We start from the raw sequence: 17177 nt of genomic DNA on the forward strand, positions 1-17177 counted from the left end.
GACATGCGTGACGTGTGGGCGCGGGTCGCGCGGCTCCTGGCCGCCGACGACCCCGAGACGGGGCGGCTGGCCAGGGTCCTGATCAGCTTCGCGCTGGCCTGGTCACTGGTGGTCGCCGCGCCGGTCCGCGCCCCAGTGCCGGTCTGGTCGGCGCTGGGCGTGGCGATGGCCTGCTGGCTGGCGTTCGTGCTGCTCGACGGGCGCCGGCCCCGGGTGGCCGTGGGGCTGCTCGGGGCCGGGTCCGCGGTGGCCTCGGCGGTGACCGGGTCGGAGTCGGCGGCGCCCACGGTGTTCATGTTCGCCATGCTGCTGCTGTTCGTGGCGCACCTGACGCCGAGCGTCAAGGCCGTCGTCGCCGTCGCCGCCGCCGATCTCGTGCTGATGACGGGGAACATGATCTGGTTCGGCCAGTCGTCGCGCTCGATCGCGGTGCAGGCGGCGGTGGTGGTCTGCACGGTGCTGTTCGCGGCGCAGCGGCGCCAGTACCGGCGCGCGCTGCAGGACCGGGCCAGGGCGCTGGCGCTGGACGAGCGCGCCCGCATCGCGAGGGAGCTGCACGACGTGCTCGCCCACTCGCTCGGCGCGCTGGGGGTGCAGCTCGACGTGGCCGAGGCGCTGCTGACGGAGCGGGGTGACGTGGCGGGGGCGGTGGCCAGGATCAGGCGGTCGCGCGGGCTCGCCCGTGACGGGCTGGTCGAGGCGCGGGCGGCGGTGGCGGCGCTGCGCGAGGACGTGCCGCCGCTGCCGGACGCGCTCAGGCTGCTGGTGACCGAGCATCGCCGTGATCACGACGTACGGGCCGAGCTGCGGGCGACGGGCCCGCGCCGCCCGATCACGCCGGCGGCGGAGGTCTGCCTGCTGCGCACGGCGCGCGAGGCGCTCACCAACACCGCCAAGCACGCGCCGGGCCACCCGGTCACGCTCGACCTGGCGTACGGCGACCAGGCCGTCCGCCTGACGATCCGCAATCCCCTTCCGCCCGCTTCACCGCCGGCCTCACCGCCGACCGGGGATGATCCCATGGAGCCCGCAGCGTCCGGGTACGGGCTGTCCGGCATGCGGGAGCGGGTCGCGCTGGCGGGCGGGACGCTGCACGCCGGGCCGGTCGGCGGGTTCTGGGAGGTACGGGCGGAGGTGCCGGAGTGAGAGTCCTGGTCGTGGACGACCAGCAGGCGATGCGCGAGGGTCTGGTGGCCCTGCTCGGGCTGGTCGACGGCGTGGAGGTGGTCGGCGACGCGGCGCAGGGCGAGCGGGCGCTGGCGTTGGTGGCGGAGCTGGCGCCGGACGTGGTGCTGATGGACCTGCGCATGCCCGTCATGGACGGCGTGGAGGCGACCAGGCGGATCGTGCGCGACCATCCAGGGGTGGCCGTGGTGGTGCTGACCACGTACGACGACGACCGGTCCGTCGACTCGGCCCTGCTGGCGGGGGCGCGCGGCTACCTCACCAAGGACGCGGGGCGGGCGGAGATCGCGGCCGCGCTGCGTTCCGCCGTCGCCGGGCAGTCCACCTTCTCCGCCGCCGCGGCCAGGAGGCTGGTGGAGGCGCTGTCCAGGGGCGTGCCCGAGCCGGTGACGGAGTGCCCGGACGGGCTGACGGCGCGGGAGGTGGAGGTGCTGCGGCTGATCGCGCGCGGGCTGAGCAACGCCGAGATCGGCGCCCGCCTGTTCATCGCCGGGACGACCGTCAAGACGCACATCAACAACGCCTTCGCCAAGATCGGCGTACGCAACCGCACCGAGGCCGCGAACTACGCCCGCGACCGGCTCACCTGACGCCGGGGCGGTGGGGTGGGCACCGGTAGATTCATTTGTCAGGACATGCCCGACCTGAGGAGCCCCCGTGACCATCCCCCACCTGACCGGCGTCCATCCGGCCTGGCTGCCGCCCGAGGCGTTCCTGGCGATCGGCTCGCGCCGCACGCTCATCGTGGCCGACGAGTCGGCACTGGCCGGAACTGTCCGGATCGAGGTGGCCGACGCCTGTGCCCGCCACGGCGGCGCCGTCGTGGCTCCGGGAGAGGCGGCCGACCTGGTGTTCGCCCTCACCTCGGCCGGCCCGCTGCCGCCCGCTGCGCAGGAGGTCGCCGGGCAGGCGGTCGCCGGGCCGGAGCTCGGCGCCGAGGGTTTCCTGCTGGCCCGCCAGGACGGTGTCACGGTGGTGCTGGCCGACGACCCGGCGGGCCTGCTGTACGGGTTCTTCGAGGTGGTCAGGCAGGGTGAGGCCGCGTTCGGTGCGCCACGGCCGGCCGAGCCGCACCGGCCCGCGCTGCGCCGGCGCATGCTCGACCATTGGGACAACATCGACGTGCATCCGGTGATGGGCCAGGTCGAGCGCGGCTACTCGGGCGGCTCGATCTTCTGGCGGGACGGCGTCCTGCACGAGGACCTGTCCCGGGTGCGGGTCTACGGCCGGCTCCTGGCGGCGACCGGGATCAACGCGGTCGGGATCAACAACGTCAACGTGCACGCCACCGAGGCCCGCCTGCTCACCGACCGGCTCGCCGAGGTGGCCGCCATCGCGGCGGAGTTCCGTCCGTACGGCATCCGCGTGCATCTGTCGGTCAACTTCGCCTCGCCCGTCGCGCTCGGCGGGCTGGACACCGCCGACCCGCTGGACGAGCGGGTCCGGGAGTGGTGGGCGGGCACGACCGACCGCGTCTACAAGGCCATCCCCGACTTCGGCGGTTTCGTGGTCAAGGCCGACTCCGAAGGGCAGCCGGGGCCGTTCGCGTACGGGCGCAGCCACGCCGACGGCGCCAACGTGCTGGCCGACGCCCTCGCCCCGCACGGCGGCGTCGTGCACTGGCGCGCCTTCGTCTACAACCACCGCCAGGACTGGCGCGACCGCTCGACCGACCGCGCCCGCGCGGCCCACGACCACTTCGCGCCGCTCGACGGGGAGTTCAGGGACAACGCGATCCTCCAGGTCAAGCACGGCCCGCTGGACTTCCAGACGCGCGAGCCGGTCTCGCCGGTGATCGCCGCCATGCCGGGCACGCGGCTGGCGGTGGAGCTGCAGGTGACGCAGGAGTACACCGGCCAGCAGCGGCACGTGTGCTACCTGGCCCCGATGTGGAGCGAGGTGCTGGGGTTCCGCTTCTGGGGTCCTGACGGGCGTGCGGTGGCGGACGTGACCACGAGCGGCGGCCTGGTCGCGGTCTCCAACGTCGGCGACGACCCCTACTGGACCGGCCACCCCCTGGCCCAGGCCAACCTGTACGCCTTCGGCCGCCTGGCCTGGCAGCCGGGCCTCGGCCCGGCCGCCGTCCTGGACGAGTGGATCGGCCTGACGTTCCCGGTGGACAGTGAAGCGCTGCGCGACACGCTGCACGCGGTGATGGACGACTCCTGGCGCACGTACGAGCGCTACACCGCCCCGCTCGGCGTCTGCTTCATGGTCCGCCCCGGCCACCACTACGGCCCCGACGTGGACGGGTACGAGTACACGCAGTGGGGCACGTACCACTTCGCCGACCGCGACGGCATCGGCGTGGACCGCACCCGCGCCACGGGCACCGGCTACACCGGCCAGTACCCGGCGCCGTGGTCGGAGGTGTACGAGTCACTGGCCGAGTGCCCCGACGAGCTGCTGCTCTTCTTCCACCACGTGCCGTACGGGCACGTGCTGCACAGCGGCACCACGGTCGTCCAGCACATCTACGACACCCACTTCGCCGGCGCCGAGCAGGCGGCGGCGATGCGGGCGCGCTGGGCGGAGCTGGACGGGAGCAAGACGGTCGGCGCGGCCCTGCACGCGCGGGTGAGCGAGCTGCTCGACGAGCAGGTCCGCTCGGCGGAGGAGTGGCGCGACCAGGTCAACACCTATTTCCTCCGCAAGTCGGGCGTCCCCGACGCACACGGCCGCCGCATCTACTGACCGCTCGGCGGCCGCATCTACTGACCGCTCGGCGGCCGTGTCTCCTGACCGCACGGCCGCCGAGCGGTGAACCGCCGCTACTGACGGGTGAACCGCTGCTGGACCTCGGTGATCATCGGGCCGGCGTTCCACAGGAGCGTCGCCGTGAGCACCGAGGCCAGCAGGGCCAGCGCCACCTCGGAGGCGAACAACGTGACGCCCGCCGCCACGACGAGCAGGCAGGCGTCGGCCAGGGTGGCCCGGGGGAAGCGGCCCAGCGCGTAGGCGGCCAGCCGGGCCACGTCCACCGCCCTGAACGCGAACAACGACGTGATGACCAGCGCGTTGGCCACCCAGAGCGTGGACCCCGCCGCGACCGCGACCAGCAGCACCGCCCACCAGCCCGGCACCCCGGCGGCGGAGAAGTTGGCCAGGCTCGTGCCCACGACGGCCATCCAGGCCAGCCACGGCGCCCAGATCTTCAGCACGCCGGCGAAGTTGAGCCGGTAGCCGCGCCAGAACGCGCCGGCCGGGCGCAGGTCCGCCAGCTCACGGCTGCGGTGACGCAGCGCGTACAGGGCGGCCGACAGCGCCGGGCCGGCGGGGAGCAGGCAGGCGGCGGCCAGCGGCACGTTGCCCGCGGACCGGTCGAGCAGCACGAGCGCCACCAGCCCAGGTACGGCGGTGAGCAGGATCAGCAGCTCGACCACGAGCAGGGTGTAGACGAGCGCGGCGACCCGTGAGAGCGGTCCGGTGCCGAACCGCCGTGCCGCTCCCACGTCGCTCATCGTCCGTCTCCTTCAGGGCCGGGCATGCGATTCAGCCCTTTCGCGGAGAATAGCGGGATCAGCTGCCGTGCTCCTTCTTGAAGCGCTCGTAGGCGGTGTTGACGAGGTTGAGGTAGGAGGTCGAGTTCTTGGCCTCCAGCTCCTTGACGTAGGCGTCCCACTCGCTGAGGTCGCGCTCGCCCAGGATGAACTTGAGCGTGTTCTGGGTGACGTGGTCCTTCAGCGGCGTCTCCCACAGCGAGGCCTGCTCACGCTCCTCCTCGGTGAACGGCGCCGCCGGCTCGACCGGCCACGGCTTGCGGGTGTTCATCACCTTCTGGAACTCCAGCTCCTCCTCGGAGAAGGTGGATTCGAGCAGCGCGGTCGGGCCGCCGTAGGCGAACACACCGTTGCCGAAGCCGAAGTCCTTCTGCAGGTGCTTGGCCGCCCCCGGGTTCAGGCCGACGTAGTCGACGTCCTTGGCGAGCTTGTACTTGCCCGAGGCGTCCTTCGTGAACGTCGTCCCCTCGACGCCCCACTTGCCGAACTCCTGGCCCGCGTCGGAGTACCAGAGCCAGTCGATGAACTGCATCATGGCGACGAAGTTCTTGCTCTCCGTGGCCTTCTTGGAGATCATGATGCCGTTCTCCAGCCGGGTGGCGATCTTGTACTCGCCGATCGGCCCGAGCGGGACCGGAATCTTGACGATCTTGGCCTCGGGGATGTTCTCGGTCAGCGGGCCCCGGTAGTCGTTGATCAGCGTCTGCGCGTTGGTGCTGATCACGAAGGACTTGCCGGAGACGAACTTCTGCTTGGCCGCGTCGTCCTGCTGGGTGAAGCTCTCGGGGTCGAGCAGCTTCTCCTTCACCAGCTTGTTCAGGTACTCCAGCGTCTGCTTGTACTGCGGCATCGCTCCCGTGTACGCCCACTTGCCGGCCGTGACGTCCCACATGGCGTGCTGGTACTCCCAGCCGCCCTTGGTGCCGTACGCCTGGGCGATCAGCTTGAGGATGTTGCCGCCCGGCGTGGGCACGCCCCAGCGGTCGGTCATCGGGTAGAGGTCGGGATACTCGGCCTTCATCGCCTTGAGCATGGCGTAGAAGTCGTCGAGGGTCTTGGGGATCTCGATCTTGAGCTTGTCCAGGATGTCGGTGCGCACCGCGAAGGAGTAGTCGACCCAGATGTTCTGGTGCAGGCCGGGCAGCAGGTAGACGCGGCCGTCCGACTGCATGATCGAGTTCAGCTCGGGCTGGAGCTTCCACTTGGCGACGCGGTCCTTGAAGTTCGGCATCAGGTCGAAGTAGTCGCTGACCGGCAGGACGGCGCCGGAGGCGACGAACGCCTCCTCCTGCGGGTGGTAGGTCTTCGGGATGATCAGCGGCGCGTCGCCGGCGCCGATGATCAGGGCGCGCTTCTTCTCGTAGTCGCTGAGCGGCACCGTCGTCGGGGTGATGGTGACGTTGGTGCGCTTGGAGAGCTCCTGCCAGAACAGCCAGTCGTTCTTGATCGGGTAGAACGGGTGGTTGTTGTAGAGCATGCTGAACGACACCGGCTCGGTGGCCTTGAACTGCTGGCCGACGCCGTAGCTCGCCATCGCGCCTGCCTTGTTGGCCGACATGTCCGCGCCCTTCGCGGGGGCCTCACCGTCGCTGCCGCAGGCGGTCAGTGCGAGGGAGGCGAAGGCGCTGAGGCCGATGATCGCCTGACGCCGCGAGATGTCACGCATGTGGGGGGGATCCTTTCCCGTGATTCTGCTGGGTGGGGGGCGGAGGGAGGTCAGCCCTTGACCGCGCCGAGCATGACGCCGGAGACGAAGTAACGCTGGACGAACGGATAGACCACGAGGATGGGCAGGACGGTCAGGACGATCGTCACCGCCTGGATGTTGGCGGCCGCCTGCGTCACCTCGGTCGCCGCGGCGCCGTAGGAGTCGGAGCCGGTGGCGCCGGCGATGAGGTTGCGCAGGTAGACGGTCACCGGGAACAGGTCCGCCTCGTTCATGTAGAGGAACGCCTGGAACCAGGAGTTCCAGAACGAGACCGCGTAGAAGAGGATCATCGTGGCGAGCACCGCCTTCGACAGCGGCAGCACGATCTTCCAGAGGATGCCGTAGGTGTTGAGGCCGTCGATCGCCGCCGCCTCCTCCAGGTCCTGCGGCAGGCTCTCGAAGAACGCCTTCATCACCAGGAGGTTGAAGACGCTGATGGCGTTGGGCAGCACGATGGCCCAGATCGAGTTCTTCATGCCGAGACCGGTGATCAGCACGTAGTTCGGGATCAGGCCGCCGGTGAAGAACATGGTGAAGACCGCGATGCCGATGAGCGCCTTGCGGCCTTTGAGGTGCTTCTTGGAGAGCACGTACGCGTACGAGGTCGTCATCACGATCGCGATGAACGTCGCGACGACCGTGTAGACCACCGTGTTGCGGTAGTTCGTCCAGAACGTCGGGTCCGACGCCACGATCCGGTACGTCGTCAGGTTGAACCCCTTGGGGATGAGGTTCACCTCGCCCGCGCTGATGGCGCTCTGGCTGCTGAACGAGCGGGCCAGGATGTTGACGAACGGATAGAGCGTCACCACCACGACGCCGGTCAGGATGAGGCCGTTGAACCACTGGAAGACGCGGTAGCCCCGGGTCAGCTCGTGCGTTGTCACCACAGGCTCGTCCCAACTGTGCGGCGGGAGATCACGTTGGCCGAGAGGATCAGGACCAGCCCGACCAGCGCCTCGAACAGGCCGATGGCCGCCGCGTAGCTGAAGTTGCTGGACTCCAGGCCCATCCGGTACAGGTAGGTGGAGATCACGTCGGCGGTCGGATACGTCAGGGGGTTGTACAGCAGCAGGACCTTCTCGAAGCCCACCGCCATGAACGTGCCGATGTTGAGGATCAGCAGCGTGACCGCCGTCGGCCGGATGCCCGGCAGCGTCACGTGCCAGATCTGCCGCCAGCGGCCGGCGCCGTCGATCCTGGCCGCCTCGTAGAGCTGGTCGTCGATGGTCGTCAGCGCCGCCAGGTAGAGGATCGTGCCCCAGCCGACCGTCTGCCAGACCTCGGAGCTGACATAGATCGTCCGGAACCAGCCCGGGTCCTGCATGAACGAGATCTTCTCGCTGCCCACGAAGTCGAGGAACGCGTTGATCGGCCCGTCCAGCGAGGTCATCTGCATGACGAGGCCGGCCACGATCACCATCGACAGGAAGTGCGGCAGGTACGACACCGACTGCAGGAACCGCTTCAGCGTGCGCCGCCTGACCTCGTTCAGCAGCAGGGCCAGGATGATCGGCAGCGGGAAGCAGAAGATCAGGGTCAGCGCGCCGAGCACCAGGGTGTTGGTGAACACGTTCCAGAACGTCGGGTCGTTCAGGAACAGCTTCACGTAGCGCAGGCCCACCCATTCCTCGCCGAAGATGCTGCCGCCCGGCTCGAACTTCCTGAAGGCGATGACGTTCCCGATCATCGGGGCGTACCGGAAGATCAGGAAGAACAGCAGCGGCAGGATCGCCAGCGAGTAGAGCTGCCAGTCGCGGCGGAAGGCGGCCCGCCACGAGCCGGCGGGCCTGCGCCTGCGCCGGCGCGGCGCCGGTCTCTCCTCGCGCGGCACCGGCCTGGCCGCGTCCAGCGTCTTGGGTGTGGTCATCCTCGGCCCTCCGGTGAGTCGCGGTCGATGTGCGCCGGCACTCGCAGTTGCCGCAGGTGGCCGACCTCGCGCTCGGCGCCGGTCAGGCGCAGCGGCAGGCTCGCCTCGAACGTCGCGCTGGAGCGGCCGAGGCGCAGCTCGACGTCGCCCGGCTCGACGATGCGCCGGCCGCGCGTGCCGGTGAACGAGGTGACGTCGGCGGGGACGGTGAAGCTCACCCGCGCGCTCTCCCCCGCCTCCAGCGGGACCCGGGCGAAGCCGATCAGCCGGACGACGGGCCTGGTCGTCTGCGCCACCGGGTCGTGCAGGTAGAGCTGGACGACCTCCGCACCGCCGCGCGCACCGGTGTTGCTTACCGTGACCTCGACCCTCACCTCGCCGTCCACCGGCCACTCCGCCGATTCGCCCGCGACGCGGGCGCCGCTCCACTCGAAGGTGGTGTAGCTCAGGCCGTGCCCGAACGGGTACGCGGGCGTCGGGTCCACGGACGACACCTGGGTGCGCAGGCCGAGCGGCGGCGACAGGTACGTCGAGGGCAGGCCGCCCGCGTCGCGCGGTACGCTGACGGGCAGGCGGCCCGACGGGTTCACCGCGCCGGTCAGCACCTCGGCCAGCGCTTGGCCGCCGCGCTGGCCGGGGAAGAAGCCGTACACGACGGCCGCGGCCGCCTCCAGCTCCTGGCCCAGCGCGTACGGGCGTCCGGCCAGCAGCACCAGCACCACCGGCGTGCCGGTCGCCAGCACGGCCCGGACCAGCTCCGCCTGCACGCCCGGCAGGCGCAGGTCGGTGGCGTCGCAGCCCTCGCCGGACGTGCCGCGCCCGAACAGCCCGGCGCGGTCGCCGACGGCCACCACGCACACGTCGCTCGCCGCGGCCAGCTCGGCCGCCGCGGCGATGCCGGAGGTGTCGTCACCGGTGATGCCGCAGCCCGGCGCGTACGCCAGGCCGGGGACCAGCCCGCCGAGCGCCTCGCGCAGGGACGGCAGGTCCAGGCCCAGACCGTGCTCGGGGTGCGGGCCGACGTGCGCGGGGAAGGCGTAGCAGCCCAGCATCGCCATGGGGTCGTCGGCGACCGGGCCCACCAGCGCCACCCGGCGGCCGCGGGCCAGCGGCAGGACCTGCCCGGTGTTGCGGACGACGACGATCGCCTCGCGGGCCAGGCGCAGGGCGAGCTCCCTGCTCTCCTCGTCGTCCAGCCTGACCTGCTCGGCGGGCCCGGGCAGCGGCTGCCAGCCCGCGTCGAGCAGGCCGAGCTCAGCCTTCTGCGTCAGCACGCGGAGCAGGGCGCGGTCGATCAGCGCCTCGTCCACCGTCCCCGCCTTGACCGCCTCGACGAGCGGCGCGCCGAAGGTGTCCACCGTGGGCAGCTCGACGTCGATCCCGGCCCGCAGCGCCAGCCCCGCCGCCTGCCCCGCGTCGGCGGCGACCCGGTGCAGGCGCTCCAGGAACCGGATCGCGAAGTAGTCGGCGACCACCGTGCCGTCGAAGCCCCATTCGTCCCGCAGCAGCCCCGTGAGCAGGCTCTCGTCGGCCGCCACGGGAACGCCGTCGATCTCGGTGTAGGAGTGCATGACCGACCGGGCCCCGCCCAGGCGCAGCGCCATCTCGAACGGCGGCAGCACGACGTCGGCCAGCTCCCTGCGGCCCATCGGGACGGGGGCCAGGTTGCGACCCCCTCGGGAGGCGGAGTAGCCGGCGAAGTGCTTGAGCGTGGCCACCACCCCGGCGCTCTCCAGGCCGCGCACGTAGGCGGCGCCGAGCAGGCCCACCAGGTACGGGTCCTCACCGATCGTCTCCTCGGTGCGGCCCCAGCGGTAGTCCCTGGTCACGTCCACCACCGGGGCCAGGCCCTGGTGCACGCCCGCGGCCCGCATCGACCGGCCGATCCGGCCCGCCACCTCCTCCAGCAGGTCGGGGTCGAACGAGGCGCCCCAGCTCAGCGGCGCCGGATACACCGTCGCCCGCCAGGCCGCGAAGCCCGTCAGGCACTCCTCGTGCACCTGGGCCGGGATGCCGAACCTGCTGGCCGCGACGATCTCGGCCTGCGAGGCCGCCAGCGACCTGGCACCCGCCACCGGATCGACAGGCGCGGTTCCGAAGGGCCTGGTCAGCTGGCCGAGCCCCTGCCTGATCGCGTCGTCCCACTCGGGGCCGCCGCCCATGTCGGTCTGGTGCGGGGCGACGCCGCCCCCCGATGCGTCGGCGCCGACCCACACCCCGACGAGCTGGGCGACCTTCTCCTCAAGAGTCATGAGCGGAACGAGCGCTCCGGCCCGCTCCGCGGGTGACAGGCGCGTGTCCCGCCACCGTTCGCTCTCGCCTGAGGTCGAGCTCGCGTCGATCGGTATCTGGCCCCTCATGCCATCCCTTCGGCCGAACGACGGCGCCTGTCCGCGGCGGGAGCGGGTGGTGTTTGCGCGGGGGTGACGCCGAAAGTTTTCAGGTAAATCCATTTAATATTGCGGCAACATAAAGGGCTAGTCAGGGTGTGTCAAGAGTGCCGCCAACCTGCTGTGTTACAGGTTGGTTCGTTTCAGCCCAACCGCAGCTCACGGAGGGTCGGGGCGCGCGATCAACGTAAACTTGCCCGAAACTTTCGGAACCGCGGGACGCGCCGTCCTCACTCACGGGAACGATCCGGCCACGGAGGCGATGCGGCCTCGGGAGCCGTCCGGTTGCGGGGGCGAGGCGACCGGGGAAGCCGCCAGACCACGGACGGGATCCGGTCGCGGATGGAGCCCAGCCCGTGGGGGCCGCTCAGGCTATGGGAGCTAGGAAGTCGCCTTCCGGAAATGTCCGGCGGCCTCGTCTGGCCGGCCGAGAGCCGCGGCCAGGTGGCCGAGGTACAGGGCCACGGGGCCCAGGGTGACCAGCCCGCTGCCCGCGCCGGCCAGCTCCCCTTCGGCCGGCAGCAGTCGTTCGCGGAGCCGTTCGAGCAGGAGGCGCCCGTCGGGGTCGAGCGGCCGCTCGGCGGTGGCCAGCACGGCCACGGCGTGCAGGCAGGTCCGCGCCTCCAGCAGCAGGTCGGACGGCGAGTCGGGCACCGCGCGGGCAGCCTCGGACGCCTCCTCGCGACGCCCCTGGGCGAGCAGGATCAACGGCCTGGCCCACCTCTCGTACGGCCCCCAATCGGCCCCGGCCAGCTCCACCACCCCGGCCGGCCCTTCACCCCTCCGGAACCCCGCCCCGGCCGGCCCCTCCCCCGGCCAGAACCGCACCCCGTCCGCCACTTCCAGGCAGAGGAGGGCGAGCGGCAGGATGCCGTCCTCCACGCCGGGCATGCCGGTGCCGCCGAGGCGGGCGGCGGCCGTGCGGTAGGCGGTGCGTGCCTCGTCCGTACGCCCTTCCACGGCGAGGCGGAGGGCGGCGTACCAGGTGGTGAAGACCCCCACCAGCGGCAGGTCATGACGCTCGGCGAGCCGGTCGGCGGCCTCAGCGTGCCGATCGGCCGCCTCCAGGTCGGCGAGCGCGGTACTGGCCTGGAGCAGGACCAGCCGCCCCAGCACCTCGAACGGCACCATCCCGTCGTCACCGGCGGACAGCCGGAGCAGCGCGGAGCCGATCGCGGCGCGCTCAGGCGCGAGCCCCGCCCGGTGGAAGCTCTGCATGTAGCGGCCGTTCAGCGCGTAGGCGAGCAGGGTGCGATCGTCCGACCTCCGAGCGATCTCCTCGGCCTCGCGCGCCGCCCGCACTCCGCGCTGCCCGGGGTCGGCGCGCCGTTCCATCGCGATGGTGACGAGCAGCCGGGCCCGCTCGCTCTCGTGCCCGGGAGGCAGGGCGGCCAGCGTGCGCTCGGCGGCGTCGACGAGCCGCGCGGACAGGGCCGGGTCGTCGTTGGCGGTCCAGATGGCGGGCACGTCGAACGACCCGATGACCTTCGCGGTCAGCACCGGATCCCCGATCGCCTCCGCCGCCCCGACCGCCTCGGCCCGGTAACGCCGCGACTCCTGCAGTTCCCCGCTCACCGCCAGCGCCCGCCCCAGCCCCATCACGGCCACCAGCCGCTCCGACACACCCCCGCCCCCGACACCATCGTCCGTCCAGGCATCACCGCCACGACCGCCCTGAACCATCCGCGCGTCACCACCACGACCGCCTGGAACGGCCTGCGCGTCACCACCACGAACGCCCCGAACCAGTGGGACCTGCTCCAGAGCTGCCAGCGTCTCGCGCCACAGGCGGGCCGCCTCGTGCGGGGCCGACCTGCGTTCGGCGCGCTCGGCCGCCGCACGGGCGTAGCGGGCCGTACGGGCGGCGCCGGCCCGGCCCTGGGCGCGCAGGCAGTGGTGGACGATGGTCTCCACGTCGCCGGGACGCAGGCGTTCGACGATCCCGGCGGCCGCGGCGTGCCAGCGGGCGCGGCGGGCGTGCGGGACGTCCTCGTACAGCGCCTCGCGCACCAGGGCGTGCGCGAACCGCGACCGGTCGGCGTCCCGCTCGACCAGGAAGCCCGCGAGCAGGGCGGACTCCACCGAGTCCAGCACCCGATCCTCGTCGGCCCCCGTCAGCGGGATCAGCACGTCGAGGTCGACCTCCTCACCGAGCACGGCGGCCTGACGCAGATGCGTGCGGGTGACGTCCGGCAGCGCGGCCAGGCGGTGCCGGATGACGTCGCGCACCCCGGCCGGGACCGCGTGCAGAGCCTGCTCGCCCTCGCTCTCCCACACCTTGGTGAGCTCCCGGACGAAGAACGGGTTCCCGCCGCTGCGCGCGTGGATCGTGCGGGCGTCGCCGTCGCTCATCTCACGGCTGGCGACGGCCCTGACCAGCTCGGCTACCTGCCCCTCGGTGAGGCCGCCCAGGTAGATCCGCACGGGTTCGGCCCGCGCGACCCGTCCCAGCGTCTCGGCCAGCCCAGGTGAGATCTCGGTCGCCCGGTACGTGCCCACGACGAGCACCGGAGCGGGGCCGAGGTCGGCGGCCAGCATGGTGAGCAGGGCCAGGGTCTCCTCGTCCGCCCAGTGCAGGTCGTCGAGGACGAGGAGCAGCGGGCGGTCGGCGGCGAAGGCGGCGAGGGAGGAGACGATCGCCCGATGCCGCCTGAACCGAGCAGCCTGCGGATCCCCTTCCGTTCCCGCAGCAGCGGTGGGGGCGGTGTCCGTCGGGGCGGTCGTGGCGGTCAGGTCAGCGTGGATCTGAGCCCATGGCCAGGCGGCGGGCGCGCCCGGGAGTTCGGGGCTGGCGCCCCACGCCGTGTGCCAGCCGCCGCCCTCAAGCCGCCGGGCGAGCGTCCGTACCAGCGCGGTCTTGCCGGCGCCCGCCGCCCCGGAGACCAGCACCAGCCCCGAGCGCCCCGCCACCACACCTGCCGCAGCCCGCTCCAACTCCCCCAGCTCCGCAACCCGCCCCACGAACGGCCGCCCACCGCGCCCCGGCTCCACGACCTCCTCCGCGAACGGACCTCCGGGAGACTCCACCCCACCCGGCTCCGCGAACGGGCGGCCGCCGGAGCCCAGCGCACTGTTCGAGCGCGGGTGGTGGTCGGGCGGACCGGCCGTGAGGTGGGGGGACTGGGCGAGGATGTCGGCTTCGAGGTGGCGCAGGTCCTCCCCCGGGTCCACGCCGAGTTCCTCGCGGAGCACCTTCCTGGCCCGCCGCAACGTCCCCAGCGCATCCCCTTGCCGGCCCGTCCGATACAGCGCCAACGCCAGCAGCCGCCAGCCGTCCTCGCGCAACGGATGGCCGGTCACGTGGGCCTCAAGGTCGGGGATCGCCTCGGCCGCCCGGCCCGAGTTCAGTGCCGCAGAGGCGCGGCGTTCCACGGCCAGAAGGCGCAGCTCGGACAGCCGAGCGGCCTCGCCGGCGGCCCAGCCCTGGTCGGCGAACTCCGCGTACGCGGGCCCCCGCCACAGCCCGAGCGCGACGTCGAGCGACTCGCGGGCCTGCTCGGCGTGCAGCTCGGCGGCCTGTGCGAGCAGGGATTCGAAGCGCAGGGCGTCCACATCGGAGGGGTCGGTGCGTAGTGCGTAGCCGGGAGGTGAGGTGATCAGGAGGCGGGAGGGGGCGCGGGGCGGGCGGTCGGGTTCGAGCGCCTTGCGCAGGTCGGCGACGAAGGTCTGCAGGGCTCCGAGCGCGCCCGCGGGTGGAACGTCCCAGAGATCGTCGATCAGCCACGACACCGGCACCACCCGCCCCCTGGCCACCAGCAGCCGCGCCAGGACGGATCGATGCCGCGGCCCCTTGAGCCGGATCGGGCCCCGGTCGTCGCCGGCCGTCAACGGGCCCAGCACCCCGAATGTCACCATCGCCGTCCAACCTATCCGCCCAGCTGAAGCCGACTAACCACGCACCGGCCGACTGCATGGCAGCCGTCGAGACTGGTCGCAACCGGCCGAGAACGGGCGCTCGCACGAGCCGAGTCGCACGACGGCCCACCGGTGCACGGGCGGGGATCAGTCGAGACCGAGGCGAGGGGGATCGGGCTGATCTCGTGCTGACTGGTTGCTGAGTGGGGGCGGGCAGGGTGGGGCGAGTACCGAGACGAATTCGCGACGGCGAGGAGAGCCGACATGTCACTCACCATTCCGGGGTTCTCCGGGAAACGCGTCACCGTGGCCGACGATGTGGCGCTCAACGTCGCGGTCGGCGGGTCGGGCAGCCCGGTCGTGCTGCTGCACGGCTTCCCGCAGACGCACCTCATGTGGCGGCACGTCGCCGCGGACCTGGCCGCCGACCACACCGTCATCTGTCCCGACCTGCGCGGGTACGGCGACAGCGACAAGCCGCCGGCCGACGTGGACGGGGCCACTTACTCCAAGCGCACCATGGCCGCCGACGTCGTCGCCCTGGCCAAGGCGCTCGGATACGACCGGTTCGCGCTGGCCGGGCACGACCGAGGCGCGCTGGTCGCCATCAGGGCCGGGCTCGACCACCCCGGCGCCGTCACCCACCTGGCCTCGCTGGACGTCCTGCCCACCCTGGACACCTGGGACGTCATGCACGGCCGGGCGGCGGCGGTCGGCTTCCACCTGTATCTGATGGCGCAACCCCCGGGCCTGCCCGAGAGGATGATCGCCGCCGAGGCGGACGCGTTCTTCGGGTACTTCCTCGACCTGTGGGTCAAGGACCCGGACGCGATCCCGGCGGACGTGCGCGCGGCGTACCTGAAGGCGTCCCGGGAGGCGGTGCCGTCGATCGTGGCCGACTACCGGGCCACGGCGACCATCGACGTCGAGCACGACGAGGAGGACCGGCGGGCGGGCAGGAGGCTGGGCATGCCGGTGACGGTGCTGCAGCAGGACTGGGGGTCGGCGCTCGGGTTCGACGCCGCCGAACGGTGGCGGGCCTGGGCGTCCGACCTGGAGCACCGTACGGTCGGCTGCGGTCACTTCATGGCCGAGGAGGCCCCGGCCGAGGTGATCGCCGCCCTGCGGAGCCTGCTCGCACGGTGAATGTCCGATTGTTGGAGCTGAAGGCCTGCGCGCGGCCGGAAGCGGTCGCGCGCAGGCCGCACCGCTAGCCGGTCGTGGGCTTCACCTCGTCGTATTCGACGGCATAGTCCTGCTGCGAACGATCCTTCAGCGCGAACGCCGCCACAATGCTGATCACCGAGCAGATCGCCATGTAGACCGCGATGGCGAACGAACTCTGGTACGTCGCGTACAGCCAGACCGCGATCAGCGGCGCGGGCCCGCCGGCCGTGAGCGAGGCGAGCTGGTAGCCGAGCGAGGCGCCGCTGTAGCGCAGCCGCCCGGTGAAACTCTCGGCGATGAACGTGGCCTGCGGCCCGTACTGGATGTCGTGGATGGGCGCGGCCAGCACGATGGCCAGGAAGACCAGCGACGGGACACGGGTGTCGAGCAGCGGCCAGTAGATGAACGACCACACCACCATGAGCGCGGCGCCGATGATGTAGAGCCGCCTGCGGCCCACCAGGTCGGAGATGTAGCCCCAGAACGGCACCGTGACCAGGGAGACGAGGCCGGCCACGATGACGTACGTGTAGACGTCGCTGGCCTCGAAGCCCAGCGTCTTGGTGGCGTACGTGAGGATGAAGACGGTGAAGATGTAGAACGGCGCCTGCTGACCGGTGCGCAGCAGCGCGCTGAGCACGATCTCGCGCCAGTTCTTGGCCAGCACCTGCCGCACGGGCACCCGCTCGACCTTCTTCTCGGCGACGAGCTTGGCGAAGACGGGCGTCTCCAGGATGCCGAGCCTGATGTAGAGGCCGACGGCCGCCATCAGGATGCTGAGCAGGAACGGGATGCGCCAGCCCCAGTAGGGGTCGATCGGCTGGAACACCTGCAGCGCCAGGTAGCCGAGCACGAGCCCGACGGGCACGCCGAACTGCGGCCAGCTGCCGAGGAAGCCGCGCTTGCCGCCGCGCGACTTGCCCCATTCGGTGGCGAGCAGCACCGAGCCGCCCCACTCGCCGCCGACGCTGATGCCCTGGAGCAGGCGCAGGACGGTGAGCAGGATGCCGCCCCAGATGCCGATCTGCTCGTACGTGGGCACCAGGCCCACAAGGGCGGTGGCGATGCCCATGCTCAGGAGGGTGATGATGAGGGTGGCCTTGCGGCCGATGCGGTCGCCGTAGTGGCCGAAGATCGCCGCGCCGATGGGCCGGGCGGCGAAGCCGCCGAAATAGGTGCCGAGGGCGAGCAGCAGGCCCGTCGTGGGGTCGCTTGTGGGGAAGAACAGCTCCGCGAAGATGGTGCTGGCGGCGAAGCCGTAGAGGAAGAAGTCGTACCATTCGATCGAGGTCCCCACGGCGGAGGCGATCACCGCCCGGACCAGTTGCCGTCTGTTCTGCTGACCTGTCGCGTCGAGTCCTTGCTGGTCAACCATCTACCGCTCCTGGGGTAGGTCGCGCGTTAACGGTGACGGTACATCAAGGATCACCGACGGTCACGAGGCGAAGTGATCGCGAATCGGCGCCACGCGCGCGCCCGCGCGCGACGCATTCGCGACCGGA

11 protein-coding genes are annotated in these 17177 nt (G+C 71.7%); 4 read left to right on the forward strand and 7 right to left on the reverse strand.

Going from position 1 to position 17177, the window contains the following annotated elements:
• Positions 1-3: 3 nt before the first annotated feature.
• The 3 genes from AB0C28_RS29660 to AB0C28_RS29670 all read left to right on the forward strand — a co-directional run bounded on the left by AB0C28_RS29660 (position 4) and on the right by AB0C28_RS29670 (position 3879).
• Positions 4-1146 (forward strand): histidine kinase, encoded by a 1143-nt coding sequence (locus AB0C28_RS29660; RefSeq protein WP_357836019.1) that lies wholly within the window; start codon positions 4-6, stop codon positions 1144-1146.
• Positions 1143-1775, forward strand: a complete 633-nt coding sequence (locus AB0C28_RS29665) for a response regulator transcription factor (RefSeq protein WP_357836022.1) — start codon at positions 1143-1145, stop codon at positions 1773-1775. Before AB0C28_RS29660 ends, AB0C28_RS29665 begins: the two co-directional genes overlap by 4 nt.
• Before the next feature lie 67 nt (positions 1776-1842).
• Positions 1843-3879, forward strand: coding sequence for an alpha-glucuronidase (locus AB0C28_RS29670; RefSeq protein WP_358079055.1), 2037 nt, complete (start codon positions 1843-1845; stop codon positions 3877-3879).
• Positions 3880-3956: 77 nt separating this feature from the next.
• Here the strand turns inward: AB0C28_RS29670 and AB0C28_RS29675 are convergent, their stop codons facing one another.
• The 6 genes from AB0C28_RS29675 to AB0C28_RS29700 all read right to left on the reverse strand — a co-directional run bounded on the left by AB0C28_RS29675 (position 3957) and on the right by AB0C28_RS29700 (position 14508).
• On the reverse strand, positions 3957-4646 hold the full coding sequence (locus AB0C28_RS29675; RefSeq protein ID WP_358079058.1) for a hypothetical protein: 690 nt from the start codon (positions 4644-4646) through the stop codon (positions 3957-3959).
• A 58-nt stretch (positions 4647-4704) separates the two neighbouring features.
• On the reverse strand, positions 4705-6351 hold the full coding sequence (locus AB0C28_RS29680) for an extracellular solute-binding protein (protein ID WP_358079061.1): 1647 nt from the start codon (positions 6349-6351) through the stop codon (positions 4705-4707).
• 50 nt (positions 6352-6401) lie between these two features.
• The gene (locus tag AB0C28_RS29685) at positions 6402-7280 is read right to left on the reverse strand and encodes a carbohydrate ABC transporter permease (RefSeq protein ID WP_357836033.1); all 879 of its coding nucleotides are present in this window, start codon (positions 7278-7280) and stop codon (positions 6402-6404) included.
• Positions 7277-8263, reverse strand: a complete 987-nt coding sequence (locus AB0C28_RS29690) for an ABC transporter permease subunit (protein ID WP_357836036.1) — start codon at positions 8261-8263, stop codon at positions 7277-7279. The genes AB0C28_RS29685 and AB0C28_RS29690 overlap by 4 nt, the downstream gene beginning before the upstream one ends.
• Positions 8260-10623: a glycoside hydrolase family 3 N-terminal domain-containing protein gene (locus AB0C28_RS29695; protein WP_358079064.1), complete on the reverse strand. Its 2364-nt coding sequence runs from the start codon at positions 10621-10623 to the stop codon at positions 8260-8262. The genes AB0C28_RS29690 and AB0C28_RS29695 overlap by 4 nt, the downstream gene beginning before the upstream one ends.
• Before the next feature lie 411 nt (positions 10624-11034).
• Positions 11035-14508, reverse strand: a complete 3474-nt coding sequence (locus AB0C28_RS29700; RefSeq protein WP_358079067.1) for a BTAD domain-containing putative transcriptional regulator — start codon at positions 14506-14508, stop codon at positions 11035-11037.
• Positions 14509-14772: 264 nt separating this feature from the next.
• Here AB0C28_RS29700 and AB0C28_RS29705 point away from each other — a divergent pair, with 264 nt between their 5' ends.
• Positions 14773-15654 carry an alpha/beta hydrolase gene (locus tag AB0C28_RS29705; protein ID WP_358079070.1) on the forward strand — a complete coding sequence of 294 codons (882 nt, stop codon included), beginning with the start codon at positions 14773-14775 and terminating at the stop codon, positions 15652-15654.
• Positions 15655-15718: 64 nt separating this feature from the next.
• Here the strand turns inward: AB0C28_RS29705 and AB0C28_RS29710 are convergent, their stop codons facing one another.
• Positions 15719-17050: an MFS transporter gene (locus AB0C28_RS29710; protein ID WP_357836048.1), complete on the reverse strand. Its 1332-nt coding sequence runs from the start codon at positions 17048-17050 to the stop codon at positions 15719-15721.
• Positions 17051-17177 lie beyond the last annotated feature (127 nt).

The sequence above is a fragment of the Nonomuraea sp. NPDC048892 genome (assembly GCF_040649735.1).
GTDB classification, from domain to species: Bacteria; Actinomycetota; Actinomycetes; order Streptosporangiales; family Streptosporangiaceae; genus Nonomuraea; species Nonomuraea maheshkhaliensis.

Bases quoted from the DNA above. Each gene is read 5' to 3' on its own strand.
- AB0C28_RS29695 (WP_358079064.1), bottom strand. From the start codon at position 10,623: ATGAGGGGCCAGATACCGATCGACGCGAGCTCGACCTCAGGCGAGAGC.
- AB0C28_RS29705 (WP_358079070.1), top strand. From the start codon at position 14,773: ATGTCACTCACCATTCCGGGGTTCTCCGGGAAACGCGTCACCGTGGCC.
- AB0C28_RS29690 (WP_357836036.1), bottom strand. From the start codon at position 8,263: ATGACCACACCCAAGACGCTGGACGCGGCCAGGCCGGTGCCGCGCGAG.
- AB0C28_RS29675 (WP_358079058.1), bottom strand. From the start codon at position 4,646: ATGAGCGACGTGGGAGCGGCACGGCGGTTCGGCACCGGACCGCTCTCA.
- AB0C28_RS29660 (WP_357836019.1), top strand. From the start codon at position 4: ATGCGTGACGTGTGGGCGCGGGTCGCGCGGCTCCTGGCCGCCGACGAC.
- AB0C28_RS29680 (WP_358079061.1), bottom strand. From the start codon at position 6,351: ATGCGTGACATCTCGCGGCGTCAGGCGATCATCGGCCTCAGCGCCTTC.
- AB0C28_RS29700 (WP_358079067.1), bottom strand. From the start codon at position 14,508: ATGGTGACATTCGGGGTGCTGGGCCCGTTGACGGCCGGCGACGACCGG.
- AB0C28_RS29710 (WP_357836048.1), bottom strand. From the start codon at position 17,050: ATGGTTGACCAGCAAGGACTCGACGCGACAGGTCAGCAGAACAGACGG.